Here is a 22,316-nt window from a genome sequence, read left to right on the forward strand (position 1 = left end):
AGACACCGGATCGGGCGGCCAATCTGGCCGCCCTTTTCTCTTGGTTTGTGGCTGAAGGCCGGATTATCACACGCATTGGCGGGATGCTTATTTTTCAGGCGATAGGGGAAAAAATGCTCAGAAATAGGGCGAACGAGTTTTCTCAACCAATTGCCTCTGCCGTGCTGCACTGACACCAGGAAAAGGCTGTGGTGCTTTCGCATCCGACAGTCCTTTTGCCCGGAGCTTCCGATAACCTCTTTGTCCGCAATAACTCCCGCGCAAGCGATCGCCGCGCCTCCCCGTGCTGTTGGGCGGGGTGTTGTGTCCGTGGTTGGCCGCGCTGGCCGGACCGAGTTGCAGGACCTGCGCCAGCAAGGGTCGCTGAAGCTGCTGTTTCCTCGGCGTGATGGCTCGGACATGCAGGCCGTTCTGGTCAATACCGCCGGCGGCGTCACCGGCGGAGACAGTTTTGACCTTTCCGCCACCGCTCAGCCAGATGCACATTTGACCCTGACCACGCAGGCCGCCGAGCGCGCCTATCGCGCGTCCGGAGTAACCCCGGGCCGGATTCGGACGCATCTGACCGTGGCGGCAGGCGGCCAGTTGAACTGGCTGCCGCAGGAGACGATCCTTTTCGATGGTTGCTCGATCGACCGCTGCCTGCGCGCCGATCTGGCCCCTGATGCCGGCCTGCTGCTGGTGGAATCGCTGATCTTCGGACGCGCCGCGATGGGCGAGCGGATTACTGCGGCCCACTTCCAAGACCGCATCGAAATCTGGCGCGCGGGCCGGTTGGCCCATCTGGACGCGCTGCGTCTGACCGGTGATCTGGCGGCGGAAGTGGCCCGGCCGGGCGTTGGCGACGGCGCAGGCGCGCTCAGCAGCCTGATACTGATCCGCCCGGATGCCGCCGCGCATCTGGACCCGATCCGCGCGGCCTTGCCTGACACCGGCGGCGTCAGCCTTGTGGGTGACGACATGCTGTTGATGCGCCTGCTGGCGCCCGACGGTTTCACGCTGCGCCAGACCCTTGTGCCGTTACTGAACCGGCTGACCCGCAATTCCCTGCCAAGACCCTGGATGATCTGACATGCAACTCTCGCCGCGTGAAAAAGACAAACTGCTGATTGCCATGGCCGCAGAGGTGGCGCGCAAGCGCCTGGCCCGAGGCGTGCGCCTGAACTACCCCGAGGCCATCGCGCTGATCACCGATGCCGTGGTCGAGGGTGCCCGCGACGGCCGCTCGGTCGCCGACATGATGGAGGCCGGCGCGCAGGTCATCACCCGCGATCAGTGCATGGACGGCATCCCCGAGATGATCCACGAGGTGCAGGTTGAGGCGACGTTCCCCGACGGCACCAAGCTGGTCACCGTCCACAACCCCATCCGCTGAAGGAGATGACGATGAGAAACCTGGCTTCCCTGCCCTTCGCCCTGATGGCCGCGCCCGCGCTGGCGCATGACGGGCCGCACCTGCACCCGCATGACTCGGGCACCTGGCTGGTGCTGGTCCTGCTGCTGGCGATCGGCGGCGTCGCATTCTGGCTGAAGGCGCGCAAATGATCCCCGGAGAGGTCATCACCGCCCCCGGCGAAATCGAGCTGAACGCGGGCGCGGCTGCAATCACCCTGATAGTGGCCAATACCGGTGACCGCCCCGTGCAGGTGGGCTCGCACTATCATTTCGCCGAAACCAATCCGGCGCTGGATTTCGACCGGGCCGCCGCCCACGGCATGCGGCTGGACATCGCCGCCGGAACCGCCGTGCGGTTCGAACCCGGCCAAAAGCGCGAGGTGCAACTGATCCCGATCAGCGGCGCGCGGCGTGTCTTCGGGTTCAACGGCGCAGTCATGGGAGACCTCTGATGCCAGCCCGGATCAAACGTTCCGACTATGCCGCCATGTACGGCCCCACCACGGGCGACAAGGTGCGGCTGGCCGATACTGACCTGATCATTGAGGTCGAGCGCGACCTGACCACCTATGGCGAAGAGGTCAAGTTCGGCGGCGGCAAAGTGATCCGCGATGGCATGGGCCAGTCTCAGGCCACCCGCGCCGAAGGGGCGGTGGACACCGTCATCACCAATGCGTTGATCGTAGACTGGACGGGCATCTACAAGGCGGATGTGGGCCTCAAGGATGGGCGCATCGCCAAGATCGGCAAGGCGGGCAACCCCGACACGCAGCCCGGCGTCGATATCATCGTCGGCCCCGGCACCGAGGCCATCGCGGGCGAGGGCCGCATCCTGACCGCTGGCGGGTTCGACAGCCACATCCATTTCATCTGCCCGCAACAGATCGAGGATGCGCTGCATTCCGGCCTGACGACCATGCTGGGCGGCGGCACCGGCCCGGCGCATGGCACGCTGGCCACCACCTGCACGCCCGGCCCCTGGCATATCGGGCGCATGCTGCAGGCGGCCGATGCCTTTCCGATGAACCTGGCCTTTGCGGGCAAGGGCAACGCCTCGCAACCGGCGGCTCTGCGCGAACAGGTCCTGGCCGGGGCCTGCGCCCTGAAACTGCACGAGGACTGGGGCACCACCCCGGCGGCCATCGATTGCTGCCTGTCGGTGGCCGACGAGATGGACGTGCAGGTGATGATCCACACCGACACGCTGAACGAAAGCGGCTTTGTCGAAAACACCGTGGCCGCCATGAAGGGCCGCACGATCCACGCCTTCCATACCGAGGGCGCGGGCGGCGGCCACGCCCCCGACATCATCAAGATCTGCGGCGAGGCGCATGTGCTGCCCTCCTCGACCAACCCGACCCGGCCTTTCACCGTGAACACTGTCGAAGAGCATCTGGACATGCTGATGGTCTGCCATCATCTCGACAAATCCATCCCCGAGGACGTGGCCTTTGCCGAAAGCCGCATCCGGCGCGAGACCATCGCGGCCGAGGACATTCTGCACGACATGGGCGCCTTCAGCATCATCGCCTCCGACAGCCAGGCGATGGGCCGCGTGGGAGAAGTGCTGATCCGCACCTGGCAGACCGCCGACAAGATGAAGAAACAACGCGGGCGCCTGCCGGAGGAAACAGGCGAAAACGACAATTTCCGCGTGCGCCGTTATATCGCGAAATACACGATCAACCCGGCCATTGCGCACGGGCTTGGCACCCATATCGGCAGCATCGAGGAGGGCAAACGCGCCGATCTGGTGCTGTGGAGCCCCGCTTTTTTCGGCGTGAAGCCCGAGATGGTGCTGTTGGGCGGCACCATCGCCTGTGCGCAGATGGGCGACCCGAACGCCTCGATCCCCACGCCGCAGCCGGTCTATTCCCGGCCGATGTGGGGGGCCTATGGCCGCTCGGTCGAACAGAGCGCGGCGACCTTCGTATCGGAAGCCGCGCAGGAGGACGGCATCGCCGCGCGTCTTGGCCTGGCCAAGCAGACCGTAGCCGTGCGCAACACACGCGCGATCGGCAAGCGCGACCTGCGGCTGAACGATGCCCTGCCCGAGATCGAGGTGAACCCCGAAACCTACGAGGTGCGCGCCGACGGCGAATTGCTGACTTGCCAGCCCGCCGAAACCCTGCCCATGGCGCAACGCTATTTCCTGTTCTGAGAAGGGACGCCCTGATGCTTGCCACATCACAGAAAATCCGCCGCAACGGGCAGTGGGACGAAACCCATGGCACCGTGACGCTAAACTACGAAGACCGCTTTCTGCGCCGCCGGATGCTGCGCACCGCACAGAATGAAGAGTTCCTGGTGGATCTGTCGCAGACGACCTCGCTGGACGGGGGGGATGCGTTCGAACTGGCCGATGGCCGCCTGATCGAGGTGGTCGCCGCCGCAGAGGATCTGTTCGCCGTCACTGGCCCCGATCTGACCCGGCTGGCCTGGCATATCGGCAACCGTCACACTCCCTGCCAGATCGAGCCCGCCCGCCTGATGATCCGCCGCGACCATGTGATCCGCGACATGCTGCTGAAGCTTGGCGCGACGGTCCAGGACATCCGCGCACCCTTCAGCCCCGAAGGCGGCGCCTATGGGCACGGACGGACGCATGGCCACAGCCACTGACCTTGATCTTCTGACGCTGACGCAATGGCTGTCACCCGCCTACCCGGTCGGGGCTTTTGCCTATTCGCACGGGCTGGAACGCTTGGTTCGATCGGGCGCGGTGCACGATGCGGCCAGCCTGCGGGATTGGCTGCACGACGTGCTGGAACACGGTGCGGGATGGTCGGATGCCCTGTTTCTGACCGCCGCTTGGCGCGCGAAATCCGAGCTCGCCGTGGCCGAACTTGACGATATGGCCCGCGCCTTCTCCGGCCCCTTCGAGCGCAGGTTCGAGACCGCGCAACAGGGCGCGGCCTTCTGCGGTGTGACGGCTGCAGTCTGGGGCATCGAGCTGACGGATCTGACCTACCCCGTCGCCGTCGGCTGCGCCGCGCGCCAGGCTGGTTTGCCGGTGGAGCCAACCGCGCGGCTGTATCTGCATGCGTTCATCAGCAATCTTGTTTCGGCTGCGCAGCGGCTGATGCCCCTGGGCCAGACCGCTGCCCAAGGGGTCGTCCGGGACATGGCGCCCTTGTGCGCCCATCAGGCGCACGCGGCAGTGGAGGCCGATCTGTCCGCCCTGTCCGGCACCGCCTTTCTGGCCGAGATCGCGGCCATGCAACATGAAACCCAACAACCAAGGATTTTCCGCACATGAGCAGCATGAACGGCCCTCTGCGGGTGGGCATCGGCGGCCCGGTCGGTGCGGGCAAGACCAGCCTGACCGCCGCCCTCGCCCGCGCGCTGCGCGACACCCACTCGATCGGGGTGATCACCAATGACATCTACACGCAGGAAGACGCCGAGGCGCTGATGCGCATGCAGATCCTGCCGCAGGACCGGGTGATCGGCGTGGAAACCGGAGGTTGCCCGCATACGGCGATCCGCGAGGATGCCTCGATCAATCTGGCCGCGGTGGCCGAGATGGTGCGCCGTCACCCCGAGGTCGAGATCGTTCTGATCGAATCTGGCGGTGACAACCTGTCGGCCACCTTCAGCCCGGAACTGGCGGATGTGACGATCTATGTGATCGACGTGGCCGCGGGCGAAGAGATCCCCCGCAAGGGTGGCCCCGCGATCACCCGTTCAGAAATCCTGATCATCAACAAGATCGACCTTGCTCCGCATGTCGGAGCGGACCTGTCGGTGATGCAGCGCGATGCGGCCCGGATGCGCGGCGATCGACCATTCGTATTCACCAACCTGCGGAGCGGCAGCGGAACGAGTGAAATCATCGACCTGTTGGACAAGATCGCCGGCATCGGCGCCGGACGACGTGTAACGGCGTAAGACCCTCAACACGACTATGGGCGTTTCCGGTTCCAGAATTTGGAACCTTGCGCCTGCAAGGCAATTCGATGTAACCGGATTCGACCACCGAAGCTGTCCTAGCGATAGCCCGGTGCGAGAAAGTTGCAGCCGGGCCGATCCTTCTAGGGGCCGCCCCATCACCTGAGGACCGCCGGTGAGCTCATTCGTCGTCGCGATCATTCTGTCGGCTGCCATCCTGCACGCCGTCTGGAACGCCATCGTCAAAACCGCGGGCGACCGGACGACGACGCTGGGGCTTGTGGCCTTCGGGCATGTGATCCCAGCCAGCGTCATGATCCTTGTGCTGCCCTTTCCGGGCAGCGACAGCTTTGTCTACATCCTTTTGTCCACCGTCGTGCATTTCGGTTATTACTTCATGCTGGGCAAAGCCTATCAGCATGGCGACCTCAGCGTCGTCTACCCGATCGCCCGGGGCATCGTTCCGGCGCTAGTGGCGCTTTGGGCCTATCTTTTGCTGGATGAGGTTCTGCCCCTGCAAGCCTGGATCGGCATCGGTCTGATTGCGGTCGGCATCCAGCTCAGCAGTTGGAGCTCGCTCCGGCAAGGCGTCGGCGGCGCAGCGCTGGGGTTTGCGGTGGGTACCGGACTTTGCATCTCGGTCTATTCGGTTGTGGACGGCATCGGAGTGCGGCTGTCTGGAAACACGCTCAGCTACTGGGCTTGGGGGGCGTTTCTGCACCTGTTCATCGCCGGCTTTGTGGGTCTTCGACGGCGGCAGGTTCTGACACAACTCCCGGCCCGCACCTGGGCGATCGGCATCCTGGGCGGCTTCGTGTCGATGCTGGCTTATGGGCTGGTGCTGTATGCCAAGAATTTCGCGCCGCTGGGGGCGGTCTCGGCGTTGCGGGAAACCTCAGTGATTTTTGCGGCCCTGATCGGGTTCGTCTTCCTGCACGAAGGCTATTGGGTGCGCAGGCTGGGGGCCGCCATCCTGATGGCGGGGGGCGTGGCGCTGGTTGGACTGTCGGGCTGAGCCGATCCGTCAGGTGCCGTAGCGCGCCATGAACATGTCAACGGCGTTGGTGGCCACTTCCTCGATTTCCTCGTCCGAGAACCGGGTTTGGATCCCCAAAGCCGCGAGTGTCCACAGGCGCACCTTGCACAATTCCGAGAACTGCTCGGCGGCAAAATGCACGTCGTCAATCGCCAGTTCACCTTTGGCCACGGCTTTTTCCAGATACTCGGCCATCTGGCGCTGACCGTTGGCGGGGCCGGCCTCGTAGAACGCCTTGCCCAGTTCCGGGAACCTGTCACGCTCGGCTACGCAGATGCGGAACACCTGCTGCGCAAAATCCGATACCAGAAACCGAGTCAAATGCGTGGCGGTGATCATCAACGCCTCGCGTACCGGTTTGGTTTCGTCGATCATGGCCAGCACGTTTTCAGCCATGCGGCAACACTCGGTCTGCGCCACCTCGGAAAACAGAAGTCGTTTGTCCGGGAAATAGCTGTAGAGCGTCGCCTTCGACACACCCGCCGCGCGCGCGATATCATCGACGCTTGCGCCTTCGAACCCATCCGCCATGAAAACCTCTCGGGCGCCGTTCAGAACCTGGTCGAATTTCCGTCCAGTACGCACGATGGTGGCGGCTTGGGTCATGGTGTCTCCTTGGCTGGGTGCTGCGACAAATCTATAAACCAGTCAGTTCAGTTTCAACGGTTTTCAATTCGGCTTGAAAGTTCCGTTACGCAGCGTAGATTAGAATAATTCTAAAACGAGGGTGGCAATGCGGTTTTTCACTCAGCGCAAACACTTCAGAGATCTGACCGAGCAGGAAGTTATTGCGCTTGCGATTTCGTCCGAGGAAGACGACGCGCGGATCTATAGGTCATATGCCGAAATGCTGCGCCCCGACTATCCGGCGACAGCCAAAATCTTCGATGGCATGGCTGCCGAGGAAGACGAGCACCGCCGTCGCCTGATCGGTCTGCACGAGGATCGGTTCGGCCCGGTGATCCCTCTGATCCGGCGCGAGCATGTCGCCGGTTACTACGCCCGCCGTCCGATCTGGCTGGTCGAGAATCTCGGAATCGAGCGAATCCGCGAAGAAGCCGAGATGATGGAGCGCGACGCGGAACGCTTCTATCTGGCGGCTGCTGGTCGTACGACCGATGCAGCAACACGCAAACTTCTGGGCGACCTGGCTGCGGCCGAAGCGGGACATCAAGCCGCGGCCGCCGAATTGGAAGAAGCTCACCTGGATCACGATGAAAAAGAAGCTGAAAAGGTGATTTCGCACCGGCAATTCATCTTGACCTGGGTCCAGCCGGGATTGGCCGGGCTGATGGACGGGTCAGTGTCGACCTTGGCGCCGATCTTCGCGACGGCCTTTGCCACGCACGACCCTTGGACGACCTTTCTTGTGGGCCTTGCAGCGTCAGTGGGCGCGGGCATTTCCATGGGCTTCACCGAAGCGGCATCGGACGATGGCGAGCTGTCGGGCCGTGGATCACCGGTCAAGCGGGGTTTGGCGTCCGGGGTGATGACCACGGTCGGCGGATTGGGCCACGCCCTACCCTATCTGATCCCGGAATTCTGGACGGCCACGATCATTGCCTTCATCGTGGTGTTTTTCGAATTGTGGGCGATCGCGTGGATTCAGAACCGCTATATGGAAACTCCGTTCTTCCGTGCGGCTTTTCAGGTCGTTCTGGGCGGATCGCTGGTGCTGGCAGCCGGGATATTGATCGGCAGCGGGTGATGACCCTGCTTGCGATGTGGTAATTCTATGTTACCAATCTGCGCATGGTCGATATCTTTCTGCGCACCCTGCCCTTCTTTGCGATCATCGGCCTGGGATACTGGGCCGGGCGCAGCCGGTTCTTCACCGAAGACGCCACGGCCTATCTGACCAAGTTCGTGTTCTATTTCGCGTTGTCGGCGATGCTGTTCCGCTTTGCCGCCACGCTGCCCTTTGCCGAGATCTTCAACGCGCGGCTGATGCTGGGCTATCTGATCGGCACCGCCGGCGTATACGCGCTGGCCACGTTGGTCGCCTATCTGCGCGGGCTCGACATCCCCACCGCGGCGGTCGAGGCGCAATGCGCCGCTATCGGAAATGTGGGCTTTCTGGGTCTGCCGATGTTGGCCCTGCTGTTTTCCGAATCCGCCATCGGGCCGGTCATGCTGGTTCTGACGGTCGATCTGGTGGTGTTTTCCTCTCTGATCGTGATCCTGATCAACGGCGGGCGGGATGGTCGGCTGAGTGCCGGAACTTTGCGCCTGATCGGCCTTGGTTTGCTGAAGAACCCGATGATCGTCTCGATATCGGCTGGGTTGATCTGGTCGGCCCTGCAGATGCCGGTGCCTGACCCGTTGAACGATTTTCTGACCATTCTGGGCGGCGCCGCCACGCCGGGGGCGCTGTTCGCCATCGGCGCCTCGCTGGCCAGCAAATCGGCCGAGCGGGTTCAGATCGCGCTCTGGCTCAGCTTTTGCAAACTTGCCGTGCATCCGGCCTGTGTGGCTGTGGTGCTGCTGTGGCTGCTGCCGACTGATCCTTTTGCCGCGGCGGTGGCTATCTCCGCCGCCGCCCTGCCTGTGGCCGGCAATGTCTACATGCTGGCGGCCCACTATGGCGTGGCGCCGCACCGGGCATCTGCCGCCATTCTACTGTCGACCATTGTCAGCATTCTGACCGTGCCGGTGGTCATCGCGTGGGTTGCCGCATTCTGACGCGGCGACTTCAAAATGCGTGCGAACATTGGTGCCCGGACTTTACGCCGGGGCCTTCGCCCGTTAGCCATGGCACGAACCCAACGTAAGGATGATGCCAGATGGAAACCCTTTCCGAAAACGCCTGTTTCGGTGGCGTGCAGGGCGTGTACCGCCACGCCTCGGCGGCGTGCCAGTGCGACATGACCTTTGGCCTGTTCCTGCCGGCCGAGGCCAAGGACGGCCCGGTTCCGGTCCTGTGGTATCTGTCGGGCCTGACCTGCACCCATGAAAACGCGATGGTCAAAGCGGGCGCGCAGGGCTGGGCCGCCGAACAAGGCATCGCACTGGTCTTCCCCGACACCTCGCCGCGCGGCGAAGGGGTCGCCGATCATGAGGATTACGACCTGGGCCAGGGCGCCGGGTTCTACGTCAACGCCACGCAATCACCGTGGGCGCCGCATTTCAACATGTGGGACTATGTGGCTGACGAACTGCCCGCGCTGCTGGTCGAAAACTTCGCCATCGACGGCGACCGGCAGGCCATCACCGGCCATTCGATGGGCGGCCACGGCGCGCTGACGCTGGCGATGAACCTGCCGGGCAGGTTCCGTTCGGTCTCGGCCTTTGCGCCGATCTCGAACCCCACGGCCAGCGACTGGGGCCGCAAGCAACTGGGCGCCTACCTGGGCGACGACCCGGCCGCCTGGGCCAAACATGATGCGACGCTGATGATGAAGGAAAAGGGCTTTGACGGCCCGATCCTGATCGACACCGGCACCAACGACCAGTTCATCGACCTGCTGCGCCCCGAGGCTCTGGCCCAGGCCATCGCCGAACGCCGCCAGCAGGCCACGAACCGGTTGCAGCCCGGCTATGACCATTCCTACTTCTTCGTGTCCACCTTCATGGAGGACCACGTCACCTTCCACGCCGAAGCCCTGTACGGAGACTGAGGGATGAGCAAATACGACTATGACCTGATCATCATCGGCTCGGGCCCATCGGGCCGCGCGGCGGCGATTCAGGCGGGCAAGCTGAAACGCAAGGTTCTGGTGGTTGACCGCCGTGACCGGTTGGGCGGCGTATCGGTGCACACGGGCACGATCCCGTCGAAGACCCTGCGCGAAACGGTGCTGAACCTGTCGGGCTGGCGCGAGCGCAGCTTTTACGGCCGTTCGTACCGGGTCAAGGACCAGATCCGCGCCGAAGACCTCAAGGCCCGGCTGCACATGACGCTGGACTATGAGGTTGACGTGCTGGAACACCAGTTCAACCGCAACCACGTTGAAACCATGGACGGCGTAGCCCGCTTCACCGGCCCGCACGAGATCGAGGTCACCGCCGATGCGGGCGACACCACCCGCTTGACGGCCGCGAAATTCCTGATCTCGACCGGGACAAAAACTTATCGCCCCGATTACGTGCCCTTCAACGGCAAGACCATCGTCGATGGCGACGAGTTCCTAGAAATGGCCGAGATCCCGCGCTCGCTCTGCGTGATCGGTGCGGGCGTGATCGGGGTCGAGTATGCCACGATGTTCTCGGCGCTGGATGTGCGGGTGACGCTGATCGAACCGCGCGAGACCTTTCTGGATTTCATCGACAAGACCCTGATCCAGGAATTCACCCATCAGATCCGTGAAAACGGGGTGGACCTGCGCTTGGGCTCGGCCGTGGAAAAGATCGAGGACGCCGGCAAGCATGTCGAGATCACCATGTCAAACGGCCGCCATGTCCGGGCCGAGATGCTGTTGTTCGCGGCGGGCCGTATGGGCAACACCTCGGCGCTGAATTTGGGTGCGGTTGGGATCGAAACCGACCACCGCAACCGCATCACGGTCGATCGCAAGACCTATCAGACCTCGGTGCCGCATATCTATGCCACCGGGGACGTGATCGGGCATCCGTCGCTGGCCTCGACCTCGATGCAGCAGGGACGCGTTGCGGCCTGCCACGCGCTTGAGACCCCTACCCTGCCAGAAAGCCCTTGGTTTCCCTATGGCATCTATTCGGTGCCCGAGATCTCGACCTGCGGCATGTCCGAGGAAGAGCTGCAGGAACGCGGCATTCCCTATGAGGTGGGCGTGGCCCGGTTCCGCGAGACCTCGCGCGGGCATATCATGGGGCTCGAGCACGGGATGCTGAAGATGCTGTTCTCGCTGAAAACCCGCCGGGTGCTGGGCGTGCAGATCGTCGGCGAAGGCGCGACCGAGTTGATCCACATCGCCCAGGCGGTGCTGAACCTGAAGGGCACGGTGGACTATTTCGTGCAGAACACCTTCAACTATCCGACCCTGGCCGAGGCCTACAAGATTGCCGGGCTCGACGCCTTCAACCGGATGCCGATCCCGGACGAGTTCAAGGTGCGCAAATCCGATGCCCCCGAGCCAGCAAAGTTGGCGCCCAAGAAGGCCAAGCAGGCGTGACGACCCTGTATGTCGATGGCGACGCCTGCCCGGTGAAGGCCGAGGCCGAACGCGTCGCCACGCGGCACAAGGTGCCGATGGTGGTGGTGGCGAATGGCGGGCTGCGCCCGTCGGCCAACCCGCTGGTTCAGATCGTGACCGTGGCGCAAGGCGCTGACGAAGCCGACAAGTGGATCGCCGAGCGGTGCGACGCGGGCGACATCGTCATCACCTCGGACATCCCGTTAGCCGCCAAATGCGTCCAGGCCGGCGCGCGGGTGCTGCGCCCCAATGGCGAGGCCTTCACCGCTGCCAATATCGGTCAGCAACTGGCGATGCGCGATCTGATGGCGGATCTGCGCGCCGCCAATCCGCTGGGCGCCGGGGGCGGTGGCAAACCGTTTTCCAAGGCCGACCGATCGCGGTTTCTGGACGCGCTCGAGCGTGAGATGCGCGCCGCCCTGCGCGGCTGAGTTTGGCCTTGCATCCCGCTCGGCGGGTTGGTTCAGTCAGCCCCAAACGCAACACAAGCGAACAGGAACCCCCATGCCCGTAGAAGCGGTTGTTTTTGACATCGGCAACGTTCTGATCGAATGGCAGCCCGAGCGGTATTATGACCGTGTGATCGGCGAGGACAGGCGCCGCGAGATGTTCTCGGCCGTCGATCTGCACGGCATGAACGACCTGGTCGATCAGGGGCATCACTTCACCGACACGATCTATGCCTGGGCCGAGAAATACCCCGATTGGCGCGACGAAATCCGCATGTGGCACGACAACTGGATCGAACTGGCCGCGCCCGAGATCCCGCATTCGGTCCGGCTGCAGCGCGCGCTGCGGGCCAAGGGCGTGCCAGTCTTTGCGCTGACCAATTTCGGGGTGCAGAATTTCGACTATGCCACCACCGTCTATCCGTTCCTGAAAGAGTTCGACCGGCACTATGTCTCGGGGCGGATGAAGATGGTGAAACCGCATGCCCCGATCTACCAGATGGTCGAACAGGATTGCGGCCTGCCGCCCGAGACGCTGCTGTTCACCGACGACCGGATCGACAATATCGAAACCGCCCGTGGCCGTGGATGGCAGACCCACCATTTCGACGGCCCGAAGGGCTGGGCCGAAAGGCTGGTGTCCGAAGGTCTGCTCTCCTTGGACGAGGCCGCCTGATCCTAGGCGGCAGCGGGCTGCGCCGGGCGGTTTTCGCGGATCGGCAGGTGCACGATCGCGCTGAAGGCGCCGATGGCCACGCCGATCCACCAGACCACGGTATAGTCGCCATAAAGGTCATACATGCGGCCGCCCAGCCAGATGCCCAGGAAACTGCCGACCTGATGGCTGAAGAATATGATGCCATACAGCGTGCCCATGTAGCGCAAGCCGTAAAGATGCGCGACGAGGCCCGAGGTCAACGGGATCGTCGCCAGCCATAGTGACCCCATGACCAGCGAGAACAGGATCACGGTCAGAGGCGTGATAGGAAACAGGATGAACGCTGCGGCCGCGATCGTGCGCCCGGTATAAACCGCCGCCAGAAGGTATTTCTTGGGGAAGTGATTGCCCGCCCACCCGGCCAGCAGGGTGCCTCCGATATTGGCGAGCCCGATCAGCGAGATCGCCAGCGCACCCAAAGCAGACGTTGTTGTGATGCCCATCGCATGCAGGACACCGCCGGGTTGTATCGGCCCGCACATCTCGGTCACGAAGGCCGGGAAGTGCGCGGTGATGAAACCCAGTTGATAGCCGCAGCTGAAAAAACCCAGGAATATCAGCGCATAGGACGGGTCGCGGAAGGCGCGGCCCAGGATCTGGCCCATGCTTTCTTCCAATTCGGCCTTGCTGACCTGCGCGGGTGCGCGCATGAAAGGCAGCGTCAGCACAAGGGCCAAAATGGCAATGGCGAAGATGATGAACACCTGCTGCCAAGGCAGGAATGTCAGCAGCCATTCGGCCGTGGGCGCGCCGATCACCTGCCCGAAGCTGCCCGCTGCCGTCACGATCGCCAGTGACATCGAGCGGTTCTGATCCGTCGCGGCCCGCCCGACCACCGCCAGCACCACGCCGAAGCCCGTGCCCGCAATACCGAAGCCGACCAACCAGGCATAGAGTTGGTGCCCGAAGGGCGTGACGGACCAGGCCGACAGAACCATCCCTGCCGCATAGGTCAACGCGCCCAGAATGATCGCCCGCCGATCGCCCATCTTTTCGGCGATGGCGGCAAAGATCGGCTGGCCGATGCCCCAGGCCAGGTTCTGGATCGCGATGGCCAGCGAGAAATCGGTGCGCAGCCAGCCGAACTCCTCGGCGATCGGAATCTGAAACACGCCGAACGAGGCGCGCACGGCGAAGCTGACCGTAATGATCACGCATCCGACGATCAGCACCGGGTTGAGCAGACGGGCGGTTGGGGTCATGGGGCCTCCGGTTTCAGCCCGCCGACAGTATCCACTTGGGCTCGCTCGTCAATTCAGGAGTTTTGCGGTCACGATTAACCAAAATTGATGCATGTCGGGGGATGCCTTCTTTTCAATGGCGCGGGTGGGCGCTATGGCTCGGGCCATGACCGACATGATCTCGTTGTACGAGGCCCGCGTTGCCGATGGCACCCTGAACCGCGACGACGCGCAAGAGGCCGTTCTGCCCCAGTTCGAGCGTATCCGGGCGGCTCTGGCCGCGCCGGTGAAACGCGGGCTGTTCCGCAAGGCACTGCCGCCGCCCAAAGGCTTGTACCTGTGGGGCGGCGTGGGGCGCGGCAAGTCCATGTTGATGGACATGTTCGTCGAAACACTGGGGCATATTCCGGCCCGGCGCGTCCATTTCCATGCCTTCATGCAGGAAATCCACGCGGGCATGCATGAGGCGCGCGAAACCGGCGTGCAGGATGCACTGGCGCCGGTGGCGGCCTCGGTCGTGAATTCCGTGCGCCTGCTGGCCTTTGACGAGATGCAGATCACCGACATCACTGACGCGATGATCGTCGGGCGGCTGTTCGACCTGCTGCACGCGGGAGGCGTCGTCGTTGTGACCACCTCGAACCGGCATCCCGACGATCTGTACAAGGATGGCCTGAACCGGCAGCTGTTCCTGCCCTTCATCCACCACATCAAGCAGCAGCTCGAAGTGTGGGAACTGACGTCGCCCACGGATTACCGGCAGAACCGGCTCGAGGGCTCGCCGGTCTATTTCACACCCATCGGACCCGAGGCGCGAGAGAAGATCCGGGCCGTTTGGGCCGACCTGTCCGGTGGGCCGGCCGAACCATTGACCCTCCATGTCAAGGGGCGCGAGGTGGTTTTGCCCGCGTTTCGCAATGGAGTGGCACGGGCCTCGTTCTACGATCTGTGCGGCCGGATGCTGGGGCCGGGGGACTATCTTGCCATTGCTGATGCGGTAAAAGTATTGGTGCTCGAGGACATACCGCGCCTGTCGCGCAACAACTTCAACGAGGCGAAGCGGTTCGTCACGTTGATCGATGCGCTGTATGAGGCGAAGGTGAGGTTGATCTGTTCAGCGGCCGCCGAGCCCGAGATGCTGTATGTCGAGGGGGAAGGTGTTTTTGAGTTCGAGCGCACAGCCTCGCGCCTGCGGGAGATGCAGGCACAGGACTGGGGACAATAGCGAGCGTTGCCTCTGCCGTAGCTGTGGCTCAATGAATGGTCAGCCGTTTTCGCGTAGGATGTTGCCCGCGAGGTAGAGCGAGCCGCAGATCAGCACGCGCACCTGAGGGTCGGCTTTGATGATGGTGTCGAGGGCTTGGGACACGCTGCTGGCGGTCGTCGCGGGCAGGTTCACCGATTTGGCGGCGGCGGCGGTTTCGTCGGCGCTCAGCGTGTTGGTCTCGCCCGGGATGGAAACGGCGGTCAGGCTGGCGGCTTGCTGGGCCAGCGGGGAGAGGTAGCCGGTCACGTCCTTGGTGTTGAGCATGCCGCAGATCAGGTGTGTGGGTCGCGGGGGCAGCTTGGCCAAGACGTCCGCCAGCGCGACGCCGGCGGCGGCGTTGTGGCCGCCGTCGAGCCAGAGTTCGGCCTGAGGCGCCTGTTCGACCAGCGGGCCGGTCTTCAGTCGCTGCATCCGGGCGGGCCATTCGGCGCGTGTGACCGCTGCCTCGTAGGCCTCATCGCCCAGATCGAGGTGGCGCAGCACCGCCAGCGCGGCGCCGGCGTTCTGGATCTGGTGGGCGCCCAACAGGTTTGGCAGCGGCAGGTCGCGCAGGCCGGTTTCGTCCTGATAGATCAGGCGGCCATGTTCCTCGTAGACGTGCCAGTGCTGTCCGTAAGCCAGCAGCGGTGCGCCGAGGCGGGCGGCGGTGGCCTCGATGACCTCCATCGCTTCGTCCGGCTGCGGGCCGACGATGCAGGGCACGCCGCGCTTGATGATGCCGGCCTTTTCGGCGGCGATCTTGGCCAGCGTGTTGCCGAGGAACTGTTCATGGTCGATCGAGATCGGGGTGATGACCGTGACCGCGGGCTTTGCGATCACGTTGGTAGCGTCGAGCCGCCCGCCAAGCCCCACTTCGAGCAGCGTGTAGTCGGCGGGCACGCGGGAAAAGGCCAGCAGGGCCGCGCAGGTGGTAATCTCGAAATAGGTGATGTTCGCGTCGCCATTGGCGGTGTAACACTCATCCAGAACGGCGGTCAGGTCGGGTTCCGAGATCAGCTCGCCCGCCAGGCGGATGCGCTCGTGGAAGCGTGCCAGATGCGGCGAGGTGTAGGCATGGGCCGTCAGCCTTGCCCCTTCCAGCCCGGCGCGGATCATCGCCTGGGTCGAGCCCTTGCCGTTGGTGCCAGCGATATGGATCACCGGGGGCAGCTTGTCCTGCGGGTTGCCCAAAGCTTCGAGCAGACGCCAGACACGGTCCAAGGTCAGGTCGATGATCTTGGGGTGCAGCGCCATCATCCGGTCGAGGATGACGTCGGATGTGGGCGCGGTCATTTCTTGGGCTGGTCTTCGGCAGGCTTGCTCTGAGCGTCAGGCTGTTCGGCTTCGCCCCCTTTCGGGGCGGGCAGATCGCCTTTGACCGCCGGGGGCAGACCCATCAGCATCCGGGTGATGGTGATCAGCTCGTCCCGCAACTCGGTCCGTTTGGTGACGCGGTCCAGCATGCCGTGATCCAGCAGGTATTCGGCGCGCTGGAAGCCGTCGGGCAGTTTCTCACGGATCGTCTGCTCGATCACGCGGGGGCCAGCGAAACAGATCAACGCGTTCGGCTCGGCAATATGCACGTCGCCGAGCATCGCGTAGGACGCCGTCACACCGCCGGTAGTGGGATGGGTCAGAACGACGATATAGGGCAGGCCCGCCTCTTTCAGCATCTCCACCGCGACCGTAGTGCGCGGCATCTGCATCAGGCTGAGGATGCCCTCCTGCATCCGGGCACCGCCGGCGGCGGAAAACAGGATCAGCGGGCGCTTGAGCTTTACCGCCTCTTGTGCGGCGGCGATGATGGCGTTGCCCACATACATACCCATCGAACCGCCCATGAACGAGAAATCCTGCGCCGCGGCCACGATCGGCGTGCGGCCGATCTCGCCGGTGGCAACCAGCATCGCTTCTTTCTCGCCGGTCTTTTTCTGCGCTGCCTTCATGCGGTCGGGGTATTTCTTCTGATCGCGGAACTGCAGCGGGTCTTCCTTGGGCGCGGGCACTGCGACTTCGGTGAAAATACCACCGTCGAACAGGTGCTTGAACCGTTCGCGCGGGGTGATCAGCATGTGGTGTCCGCACTGGGTACAGACATTCTGGTTGTCCGCCAGTTCACGGTGGAACAGCATCGTTCCGCACTCGTCGCATTTGTGCCAGAGATTCTCGGGCACCTCACGGCGGGAGAAGATCGAGTTGATCCGGGGGCGGACGTAGTTTGTGATCCAGTTCATGTCGGAACCTTGCTGATGCGGGTTGCAGTCAAATAAGACGCTACGGAAGGAAATGCAATCAGCGCCTGAGTGCAAGTCGCGCAACAAGCCAGCTGACGATCATCACCGCGAAATCCACGACAAGCCACTGGCGCAGGATACCGGTGTCCGATGTTTCGAACGGAAGATGATAGAGGGCCAACCCACCCAGACCGTCAGGCAACGATACAATCAGCAGAGCTGTTACATTGTTGGCAAAATGCATGGCGATTGCGGGTCCCAGCGTCCCTGCTCTGGCGGTGATGTCGGCACTAAGCAGGCCAAAGACAAAGGCCCAACCTGCGATCAGGATCGCATTGTCACCGGCGGCAAGAGGTGCGTAGTGCCCGGCGGCAAAAATAAGGGAGGGTACGCCCATCCAAATCCACGGGGCCCTGAACCGGGCGGCCAGCGATTGTTGCAGGAACCCGCGGAACAGAATCTCTTCGGCGCTGACCTGAATAAGGACAGCCACCAGCGCCAGCGGCAACAGCAGCAGCCACCTGAAAACCGGCAGGTTTGGCTCCAACGGCGGTCCCATATCGTATGGGGGCAGAACAAAAAGCAGAGCGCCCAGCACGACCAGCGCCCGCAGAACCCGCCAGAATTGTCGAGCAGTCAGAATCGGTGGCCCGACCACCGAGATCAGTTTCCGGTGCTGCAACTGTCGCACGGCCAATCCGACGCCCAGCGTGGCGAAGGCGAAACTGGAAAGGATGACCAGCAGCGCCAGGGCCGAGGACCCGTCTTCGAAACCGGACACCAGTTCGGCCGAACCAAACGAGGTTATAGCGGCAAGGAGAACCAAGTTGAGTGCCAGAACGACGACCGTGATGATGGCGAACCCGAGCAGCATCCGCCAGAGTTCGGGATAAGCCCTGGCCGGCGCCACCAGGATTTCGTGCGGGGCATAGGCCGGGTGTGGCTGCGGGTCGCGCATCCTAACCGCCCGCCCCGGTCTCGGCTTCGGGTGTCAACGGGGTATTAGACAGCAACAGTCGTTCCGAGACGGTTGTCAGATACCCGGCCACCGTTTCGAGAAGGCGCATCGAAACAGCCGCGTCACCCTCTACCACGGCGCGCAGCTCTTCCGCGCCGATCCGCAGGAACGAACAGTCGGTCATTGCGACGAGGTCAAGTTGCCGAGGCGCTCCGGTGATTATCGACAGGTCGCCGATCAGGCGGCCTGGCTCGACGACGGAGATGTTGCGCTTTTCACCGTCCGGCATCGTCCATTCCAGGCTCGCCTGCCCGGAGATGCACAGATAGGCCGCGTCGGGCGTTTGGCCGCGCGAGAATATGGTCTGCCCCGCCGCCGCGTCGTACCATTGTGCCGAAAAGGCCAGCAGACGCTGATGTTTTCCGTCAAGCCTCGAAAACAGTTCCGTCGCCGAAATGATCTTGAGTTTTCGGCTGAAGTCTTCGGGTTGTTCGTCATCCGCCTCGGCCTTGGAACGCGATACACCGTCGATTCGGCCGTCCTTGATTTCCACGTACATGTCATAGGCTTCGGGATGGCCAAAATGATCTTCCATGAAGATCATGACCGAGTCGGGAAGCAACTCACGCAGCTTGAGGCGCGTGCGCAGACGGCTTTCCGAATCGTGGCTGGCAAGAACCTTGTCCAAGATCAGGATGTCGGGCCGCTTGATCGCTGCCCGTGAAAACGCGGCACGTTCCTGGAAAACCGTGGGCAGGTTGGCCCCGCCAAGACCGGTCGGCAGATCGTAGATGATGGCCGCCAGGCGACGGGTGAGGCCGGCCTCGATCAGGACTTCGGCTACGGCATCCTCGATCTCTTCGGCATGTGCCCCGGCCATCAGCGACACGCGGCCATACAGGGCATTTTCCATGACGGTCAGGCGCGGAACATAGGTTTCGGGGGCCACAGGAATGAACAGCCCGTCGAAAGATGCGTGCAGGTTTTGGGCCTGCGTGCGCCGGATCGATAGGATCTTTTCCTTGTATTCCTCGGGGAAACTGGGGCCGATCTGTTCGGCGGTCAGCATGAACGGCACCGTCAGCAACAGCGCCATTTCACGTTCGGACAGGGTTGCCTCACCTTTCGACATGCGGCGTTCGTCGATGTCGAGCAGTCGGTGGTACATGTCCTTGGACATGCCCAAGCGCAGGAACAGCGGGTGATCCGTCCCTTCGCGGCCGAATGTTTTGCGCAGCGTGCTGAGAACCGCCGTCGCGATGCTCAGGGCGTCCTTGTCCAGATCATGGGCCCTCAGCATGGCAAGAAATCGAGCGTCCCCGGCGAGGATGTCCGGTGAAATGTTGCGCGACGGTGAGGCAAACAAAAGGTTGCCCCCCAAAGGTACGGCCGGGTTGAACCGGTCCGGATCGAACCGGTAAACGTATTTGTCCAAGCCCTTTTCCTTGAGACGCGCTGCAACCTTGTCGCGCGCATCCACGATCGCCTTGGCCAGATGGGGGTGCAGTTCGGGATCGAATTGCGAACGCAACGTCCGCCGGAACATGAATTCGTCGATGCCCATCGCCTCGACCAGTTCGAACCACCAATCCCGGATCTCGTCGATGTTCTGCAGCCCTGCAAGGCGAGGGTCGACCCATTCGTCCTCCAGCAGGTCCGGGGAGTTGCCGGCGCGCACGGCTTCGACCTGATAACGTGATGGGGCCTTCAGAGCTTCGGCCTCGTGCTGGGGATGGGGACGCAAAGGCATCAGCAGGTTGTCCCCAAGCGTGCCGTTGAACAAGTAGGGTCGCGAGTGGGCATAGCCGACACGGGCGGCGATCACCGCCTGATGGAGTTCGCGAAGGTTGTGCCCAGACAGAAGGACCTCGCCCTGAACCGGCAGGATCTCGCGGATCAGCAACTGGGCCAGCGCCTGTCTTTCCGAGTCGTGCGAGGCCTTGATGGCGACCCGAGCGCCCTTTGGGATCGTCAGGTCGATGTCTTCAAGTATCAACTTGCCGTCTTCGTCGCGCACCGTGACATTGCGCAATTCGATGTCGCCCTGCAGGTGCGGGATGCTCTCCGGTTCGCCATAGAACAGTTCTTCGGGGATCATGTTCTCGGGTGCAAACCGTTCGGTGACGACCTGCCAGCGCAACGACATGTCCTGAACCTGATTGTAATAAGTCAGCAGATCGCGCCAAGGGCCGCTGAGGTCCTTGTACGCCCCCAGCGCCGCAACCAGCGCACCGACTGTCACTTCGCCCGTGATCGCGAGATAGCCGCCGACCGAATAGAACAGAAACGGCGTCATCTGCGTGATCAGGTTGTTGAGGAACTTCATGAAGAATTTCTTGTTGTAGATCCGGACCCGGATATCGAACAAGGTTCCCAGACGATGACTGAACTGCGCCAGCCGATAGCGCCAACCACCGTTCGCGCGCAGGTCGCTGATACCGGCGGCGGTTTCACCGATCTCGGTGCTCAGGTGGCGGATCTCCTGAATACGGTCCTTGTTCAAAAGGTTGATCTGGCGCTGCAGGCGCGGGATCAGCCAGGCTTGCAGCGGGATCAGCGCGATCGAGGCCAGCCCGAACCAGACGCTCTGCATGAACAGGAATGTGACAATCGTCATCATCTGACCGAACTGGAAAACCGGCTGGGCGATCGCGTCGCCCATCAGTCCGCCCATCGGTTCCGCTTCAGACGATATCATCGACACCAGCTCGCCCTGGCTTGTGGTCGAGAAATACGGCTTGGGGAAGCGCAGCATCCGGCTGATCAGGGTGAACCTGAGCCGACGCAACATGCGTTCGGCCAGGATCCCCTTCATGGTGTTGATGCGCATCTTCATGAGGCCGCCAGCCAGGACGGTTCCCAAGAACGCAAAACACAGGATCAACAAGTATTGGACCTGGGTCACCTTCGTACCGAACAGCGTTACCGTGTTTCCGGTCGCGCCGATGGCGTCGTTGATGATCTGCTTGGGCAGTTCAAGCGAGGCATAGAGAAACGGAAACGAAAGTACGGTCAACAGCAGCAGAATGAACTGCTGTTTCTTGGAATGTTTCCAGATGAACGCGAATAGGGTGGGTTCCATGCCCCGGCCTCGTCTTGTTTTTTGGACTGCGGCCCGTTGCGGAGGATCCACGGCGACCGGGTGACTGACGGTAAGCTCTGCCCCGTGCTATTTCAAGAACGTGCCCCTGCGTGATCTTGCAAAAAAGACCGGCCGGCAGGACTGACGTTCTTCACAATTCGGGAATTTTGCAGTGCTATCTGTCGAAGGCGGGTTTATTCCGCCCGCGGATTCCGACTAAAGAGGTGCAGTTTCAGGCACTGGGCACATGAGTAGACTTCTGGATCGGTATTTCAGCCGCAAGGCAGTTGGGCACTGGAAACGGACGGCGCAGAACGCGCCGCACGAGGACCTGCCTCTGCTTCGCCAGCAGCGTGAGCAGGCGCGTGTTCTTCGCGCCCAACTTGATCGTCTGATCCAGATTGCGGACGGGCGCCTGACCCGCCCGCATATCGGCACCCAGAATTTTCCGAGGCCGCTTGGCACGGATTGGGCCTGGCGCCCGGATTTGTGGGGCAGCCCCCTGCCCGTTACGGGCCTGGTATCATTGTCTCGCAAGGCGCAGCTTGATGACAGCGTGGCGCTTTTCCATGACTGTCCGCTGGCCGAGATTGCAGTCCGGCAAATCCGCAACAGCGGGGAAAAGGACCTGGCGCCTTTCAGCCTGGCGATCGACGTATTCAGCTTTCAAGGCTCGTTCCTCTCCGTGTCTGTCGAACTTCCGGGCAGCGCCGCCGAGGGTCTGACGCGGCAACACCTCGTCCGGGCTCATGTGACGGTCGACAGTGAGCGCCCGGCCGAGGTCTTTGCGAGGCTTAACATCCAGAATGGACCGAATACCGAGCAGGTGCTGCGAAAGCTGGAACCGCAACATGCGACATCCGACATCGATTTTGATCTTGCGCATCTGTCCTTGAACGAACGTCGCATCAAGAAGATGTGGCTGGACCTTATCATCCAGGATCCTGGTATGAACCGTGTGGTGCTGCGGGATCTGACCCTGTGCCGCCATCATCGCGCTGACTTGTGAAGGGAA

Annotated in this window: 23 protein-coding genes; 17 read left to right on the forward strand and 6 right to left on the reverse strand. The window is 62.8% G+C overall.

Annotated features, from left to right (window positions below; translation table 11 throughout):
* Nucleotides 1-309 precede the first annotated feature (309 nt).
* From ACR0NY_RS15125 to ACR0NY_RS15165, 9 genes are all read left to right on the forward strand, one after another.
* Complete coding sequence (locus ACR0NY_RS15125) at nucleotides 310-1,071, forward strand: urease accessory protein UreD (protein WP_170369295.1); 762 nt, start codon at nucleotides 310-312, stop codon at nucleotides 1,069-1,071.
* A 1-nt stretch (nucleotide 1,072) separates the two neighbouring features.
* Nucleotides 1,073-1,375, forward strand: a complete 303-nt coding sequence (locus tag ACR0NY_RS15130) for an urease subunit gamma (RefSeq protein WP_005976933.1) — start codon at nucleotides 1,073-1,075, stop codon at nucleotides 1,373-1,375.
* An 11-nt stretch (nucleotides 1,376-1,386) separates the two neighbouring features.
* Nucleotides 1,387-1,545 carry a hypothetical protein gene (locus ACR0NY_RS15135; RefSeq protein WP_170341545.1) on the forward strand — a complete coding sequence of 53 codons (159 nt, stop codon included), beginning with the start codon at nucleotides 1,387-1,389 and terminating at the stop codon, nucleotides 1,543-1,545.
* Nucleotides 1,542-1,847: an urease subunit beta gene (locus ACR0NY_RS15140; protein ID WP_170369298.1), complete on the forward strand. Its 306-nt coding sequence runs from the start codon at nucleotides 1,542-1,544 to the stop codon at nucleotides 1,845-1,847. The genes ACR0NY_RS15135 and ACR0NY_RS15140 overlap by 4 nt, the downstream gene beginning before the upstream one ends.
* A complete protein-coding gene (gene ureC, locus ACR0NY_RS15145) occupies nucleotides 1,847-3,556 on the forward strand; it encodes an urease subunit alpha (protein WP_170369299.1) in 1,710 nt (569 codons plus the stop codon). Before ACR0NY_RS15140 ends, ureC begins: the two co-directional genes overlap by 1 nt.
* Before the next feature lie 14 nt (nucleotides 3,557-3,570).
* Nucleotides 3,571-4,017, forward strand: a complete 447-nt coding sequence (locus ACR0NY_RS15150) for an urease accessory protein UreE (protein ID WP_170369300.1) — start codon at nucleotides 3,571-3,573, stop codon at nucleotides 4,015-4,017.
* The gene (locus tag ACR0NY_RS15155; RefSeq protein ID WP_254432956.1) at nucleotides 4,001-4,654 is read left to right on the forward strand and encodes an urease accessory protein UreF; all 654 of its coding nucleotides are present in this window, start codon (nucleotides 4,001-4,003) and stop codon (nucleotides 4,652-4,654) included. Before ACR0NY_RS15150 ends, ACR0NY_RS15155 begins: the two co-directional genes overlap by 17 nt.
* Nucleotides 4,651-5,286 (forward strand): urease accessory protein UreG, encoded by a 636-nt coding sequence (ureG, locus tag ACR0NY_RS15160; protein ID WP_170341535.1) that lies wholly within the window; start codon nucleotides 4,651-4,653, stop codon nucleotides 5,284-5,286. Before ACR0NY_RS15155 ends, ureG begins: the two co-directional genes overlap by 4 nt.
* 175 nt (nucleotides 5,287-5,461) lie before the next feature.
* On the forward strand, nucleotides 5,462-6,301 hold the full coding sequence (locus tag ACR0NY_RS15165; protein ID WP_170341533.1) for an EamA family transporter: 840 nt from the start codon (nucleotides 5,462-5,464) through the stop codon (nucleotides 6,299-6,301).
* Between the two features lie 9 nt (nucleotides 6,302-6,310).
* Here the strand turns inward: ACR0NY_RS15165 and ACR0NY_RS15170 are convergent, their stop codons facing one another.
* The gene (locus tag ACR0NY_RS15170; protein ID WP_170341531.1) at nucleotides 6,311-6,928 is read right to left on the reverse strand and encodes a TetR/AcrR family transcriptional regulator; all 618 of its coding nucleotides are present in this window, start codon (nucleotides 6,926-6,928) and stop codon (nucleotides 6,311-6,313) included.
* Between the two features lie 127 nt (nucleotides 6,929-7,055).
* On the opposite strand from ACR0NY_RS15170, the gene mbfA reads away from it, so the two are divergent.
* The 6 genes from mbfA (at nucleotide 7,056) to ACR0NY_RS15200 (ending at nucleotide 12,558) form a co-directional block, all read left to right on the forward strand.
* A complete protein-coding gene (gene mbfA / locus ACR0NY_RS15175) occupies nucleotides 7,056-8,030 on the forward strand; it encodes an iron exporter MbfA (RefSeq protein WP_093963335.1) in 975 nt (324 codons plus the stop codon).
* A 44-nt stretch (nucleotides 8,031-8,074) separates the two neighbouring features.
* On the forward strand, nucleotides 8,075-9,004 hold the full coding sequence (locus ACR0NY_RS15180) for an AEC family transporter (RefSeq protein ID WP_170369304.1): 930 nt from the start codon (nucleotides 8,075-8,077) through the stop codon (nucleotides 9,002-9,004).
* A gap of 101 nt (nucleotides 9,005-9,105) precedes the next feature.
* Nucleotides 9,106-9,939, forward strand: coding sequence for an S-formylglutathione hydrolase (fghA, locus tag ACR0NY_RS15185; protein WP_170369306.1), 834 nt, complete (start codon nucleotides 9,106-9,108; stop codon nucleotides 9,937-9,939).
* Nucleotides 9,940-9,942: 3 nt separating this feature from the next.
* Nucleotides 9,943-11,412 (forward strand): Si-specific NAD(P)(+) transhydrogenase, encoded by a 1,470-nt coding sequence (gene sthA, locus ACR0NY_RS15190; protein ID WP_170369308.1) that lies wholly within the window; start codon nucleotides 9,943-9,945, stop codon nucleotides 11,410-11,412.
* Nucleotides 11,409-11,864, forward strand: coding sequence for a YaiI/YqxD family protein (locus tag ACR0NY_RS15195; RefSeq protein ID WP_170341524.1), 456 nt, complete (start codon nucleotides 11,409-11,411; stop codon nucleotides 11,862-11,864). The genes sthA and ACR0NY_RS15195 overlap by 4 nt, the downstream gene beginning before the upstream one ends.
* A 73-nt stretch (nucleotides 11,865-11,937) precedes the next feature.
* Nucleotides 11,938-12,558 (forward strand): HAD family hydrolase, encoded by a 621-nt coding sequence (locus ACR0NY_RS15200; protein ID WP_170369310.1) that lies wholly within the window; start codon nucleotides 11,938-11,940, stop codon nucleotides 12,556-12,558.
* A gap of 2 nt (nucleotides 12,559-12,560) precedes the next feature.
* Here ACR0NY_RS15200 and ACR0NY_RS15205 read toward each other — a convergent pair whose 3' ends face one another.
* Nucleotides 12,561-13,802: an MFS transporter gene (locus ACR0NY_RS15205; protein ID WP_170341520.1), complete on the reverse strand. Its 1,242-nt coding sequence runs from the start codon at nucleotides 13,800-13,802 to the stop codon at nucleotides 12,561-12,563.
* Nucleotides 13,803-13,947: 145 nt separating this feature from the next.
* Here ACR0NY_RS15205 and zapE point away from each other — a divergent pair, with 145 nt between their 5' ends.
* Nucleotides 13,948-15,006: a cell division protein ZapE gene (gene zapE / locus ACR0NY_RS15210; protein WP_170341982.1), complete on the forward strand. Its 1,059-nt coding sequence runs from the start codon at nucleotides 13,948-13,950 to the stop codon at nucleotides 15,004-15,006.
* A gap of 39 nt (nucleotides 15,007-15,045) precedes the next feature.
* Here the strand turns inward: zapE and ACR0NY_RS15215 are convergent, their stop codons facing one another.
* The 4 genes from ACR0NY_RS15215 to ACR0NY_RS15230 are packed head-to-tail and all read right to left on the reverse strand — an operon-like array spanning nucleotide 15,046 to nucleotide 21,301.
* Nucleotides 15,046-16,320, reverse strand: a complete 1,275-nt coding sequence (locus tag ACR0NY_RS15215; protein WP_170341518.1) for a bifunctional folylpolyglutamate synthase/dihydrofolate synthase — start codon at nucleotides 16,318-16,320, stop codon at nucleotides 15,046-15,048.
* Nucleotides 16,317-17,261 (reverse strand): acetyl-CoA carboxylase, carboxyltransferase subunit beta, encoded by a 945-nt coding sequence (gene accD, locus ACR0NY_RS15220; RefSeq protein WP_170341517.1) that lies wholly within the window; start codon nucleotides 17,259-17,261, stop codon nucleotides 16,317-16,319. Before accD ends, ACR0NY_RS15215 begins: the two co-directional genes overlap by 4 nt.
* Before the next feature lie 58 nt (nucleotides 17,262-17,319).
* Nucleotides 17,320-18,219, reverse strand: a complete 900-nt coding sequence (locus ACR0NY_RS15225) for a CPBP family intramembrane glutamic endopeptidase (RefSeq protein WP_170369312.1) — start codon at nucleotides 18,217-18,219, stop codon at nucleotides 17,320-17,322.
* Between the two features lies 1 nt (nucleotide 18,220).
* Nucleotides 18,221-21,301: an ABC transporter transmembrane domain-containing protein gene (locus tag ACR0NY_RS15230; protein ID WP_170341514.1), complete on the reverse strand. Its 3,081-nt coding sequence runs from the start codon at nucleotides 21,299-21,301 to the stop codon at nucleotides 18,221-18,223.
* A gap of 247 nt (nucleotides 21,302-21,548) precedes the next feature.
* On the opposite strand from ACR0NY_RS15230, the gene ACR0NY_RS15235 reads away from it, so the two are divergent.
* Entirely contained in the window at nucleotides 21,549-22,310 is a 762-nt protein-coding gene (locus ACR0NY_RS15235; RefSeq protein ID WP_170369314.1) for a DUF6478 family protein, read from the forward strand.
* Nucleotides 22,311-22,316: the final 6 nt, after the last annotated feature.

The sequence above is a fragment of the Ruegeria sp. BJ5 genome, from assembly GCF_056537865.1.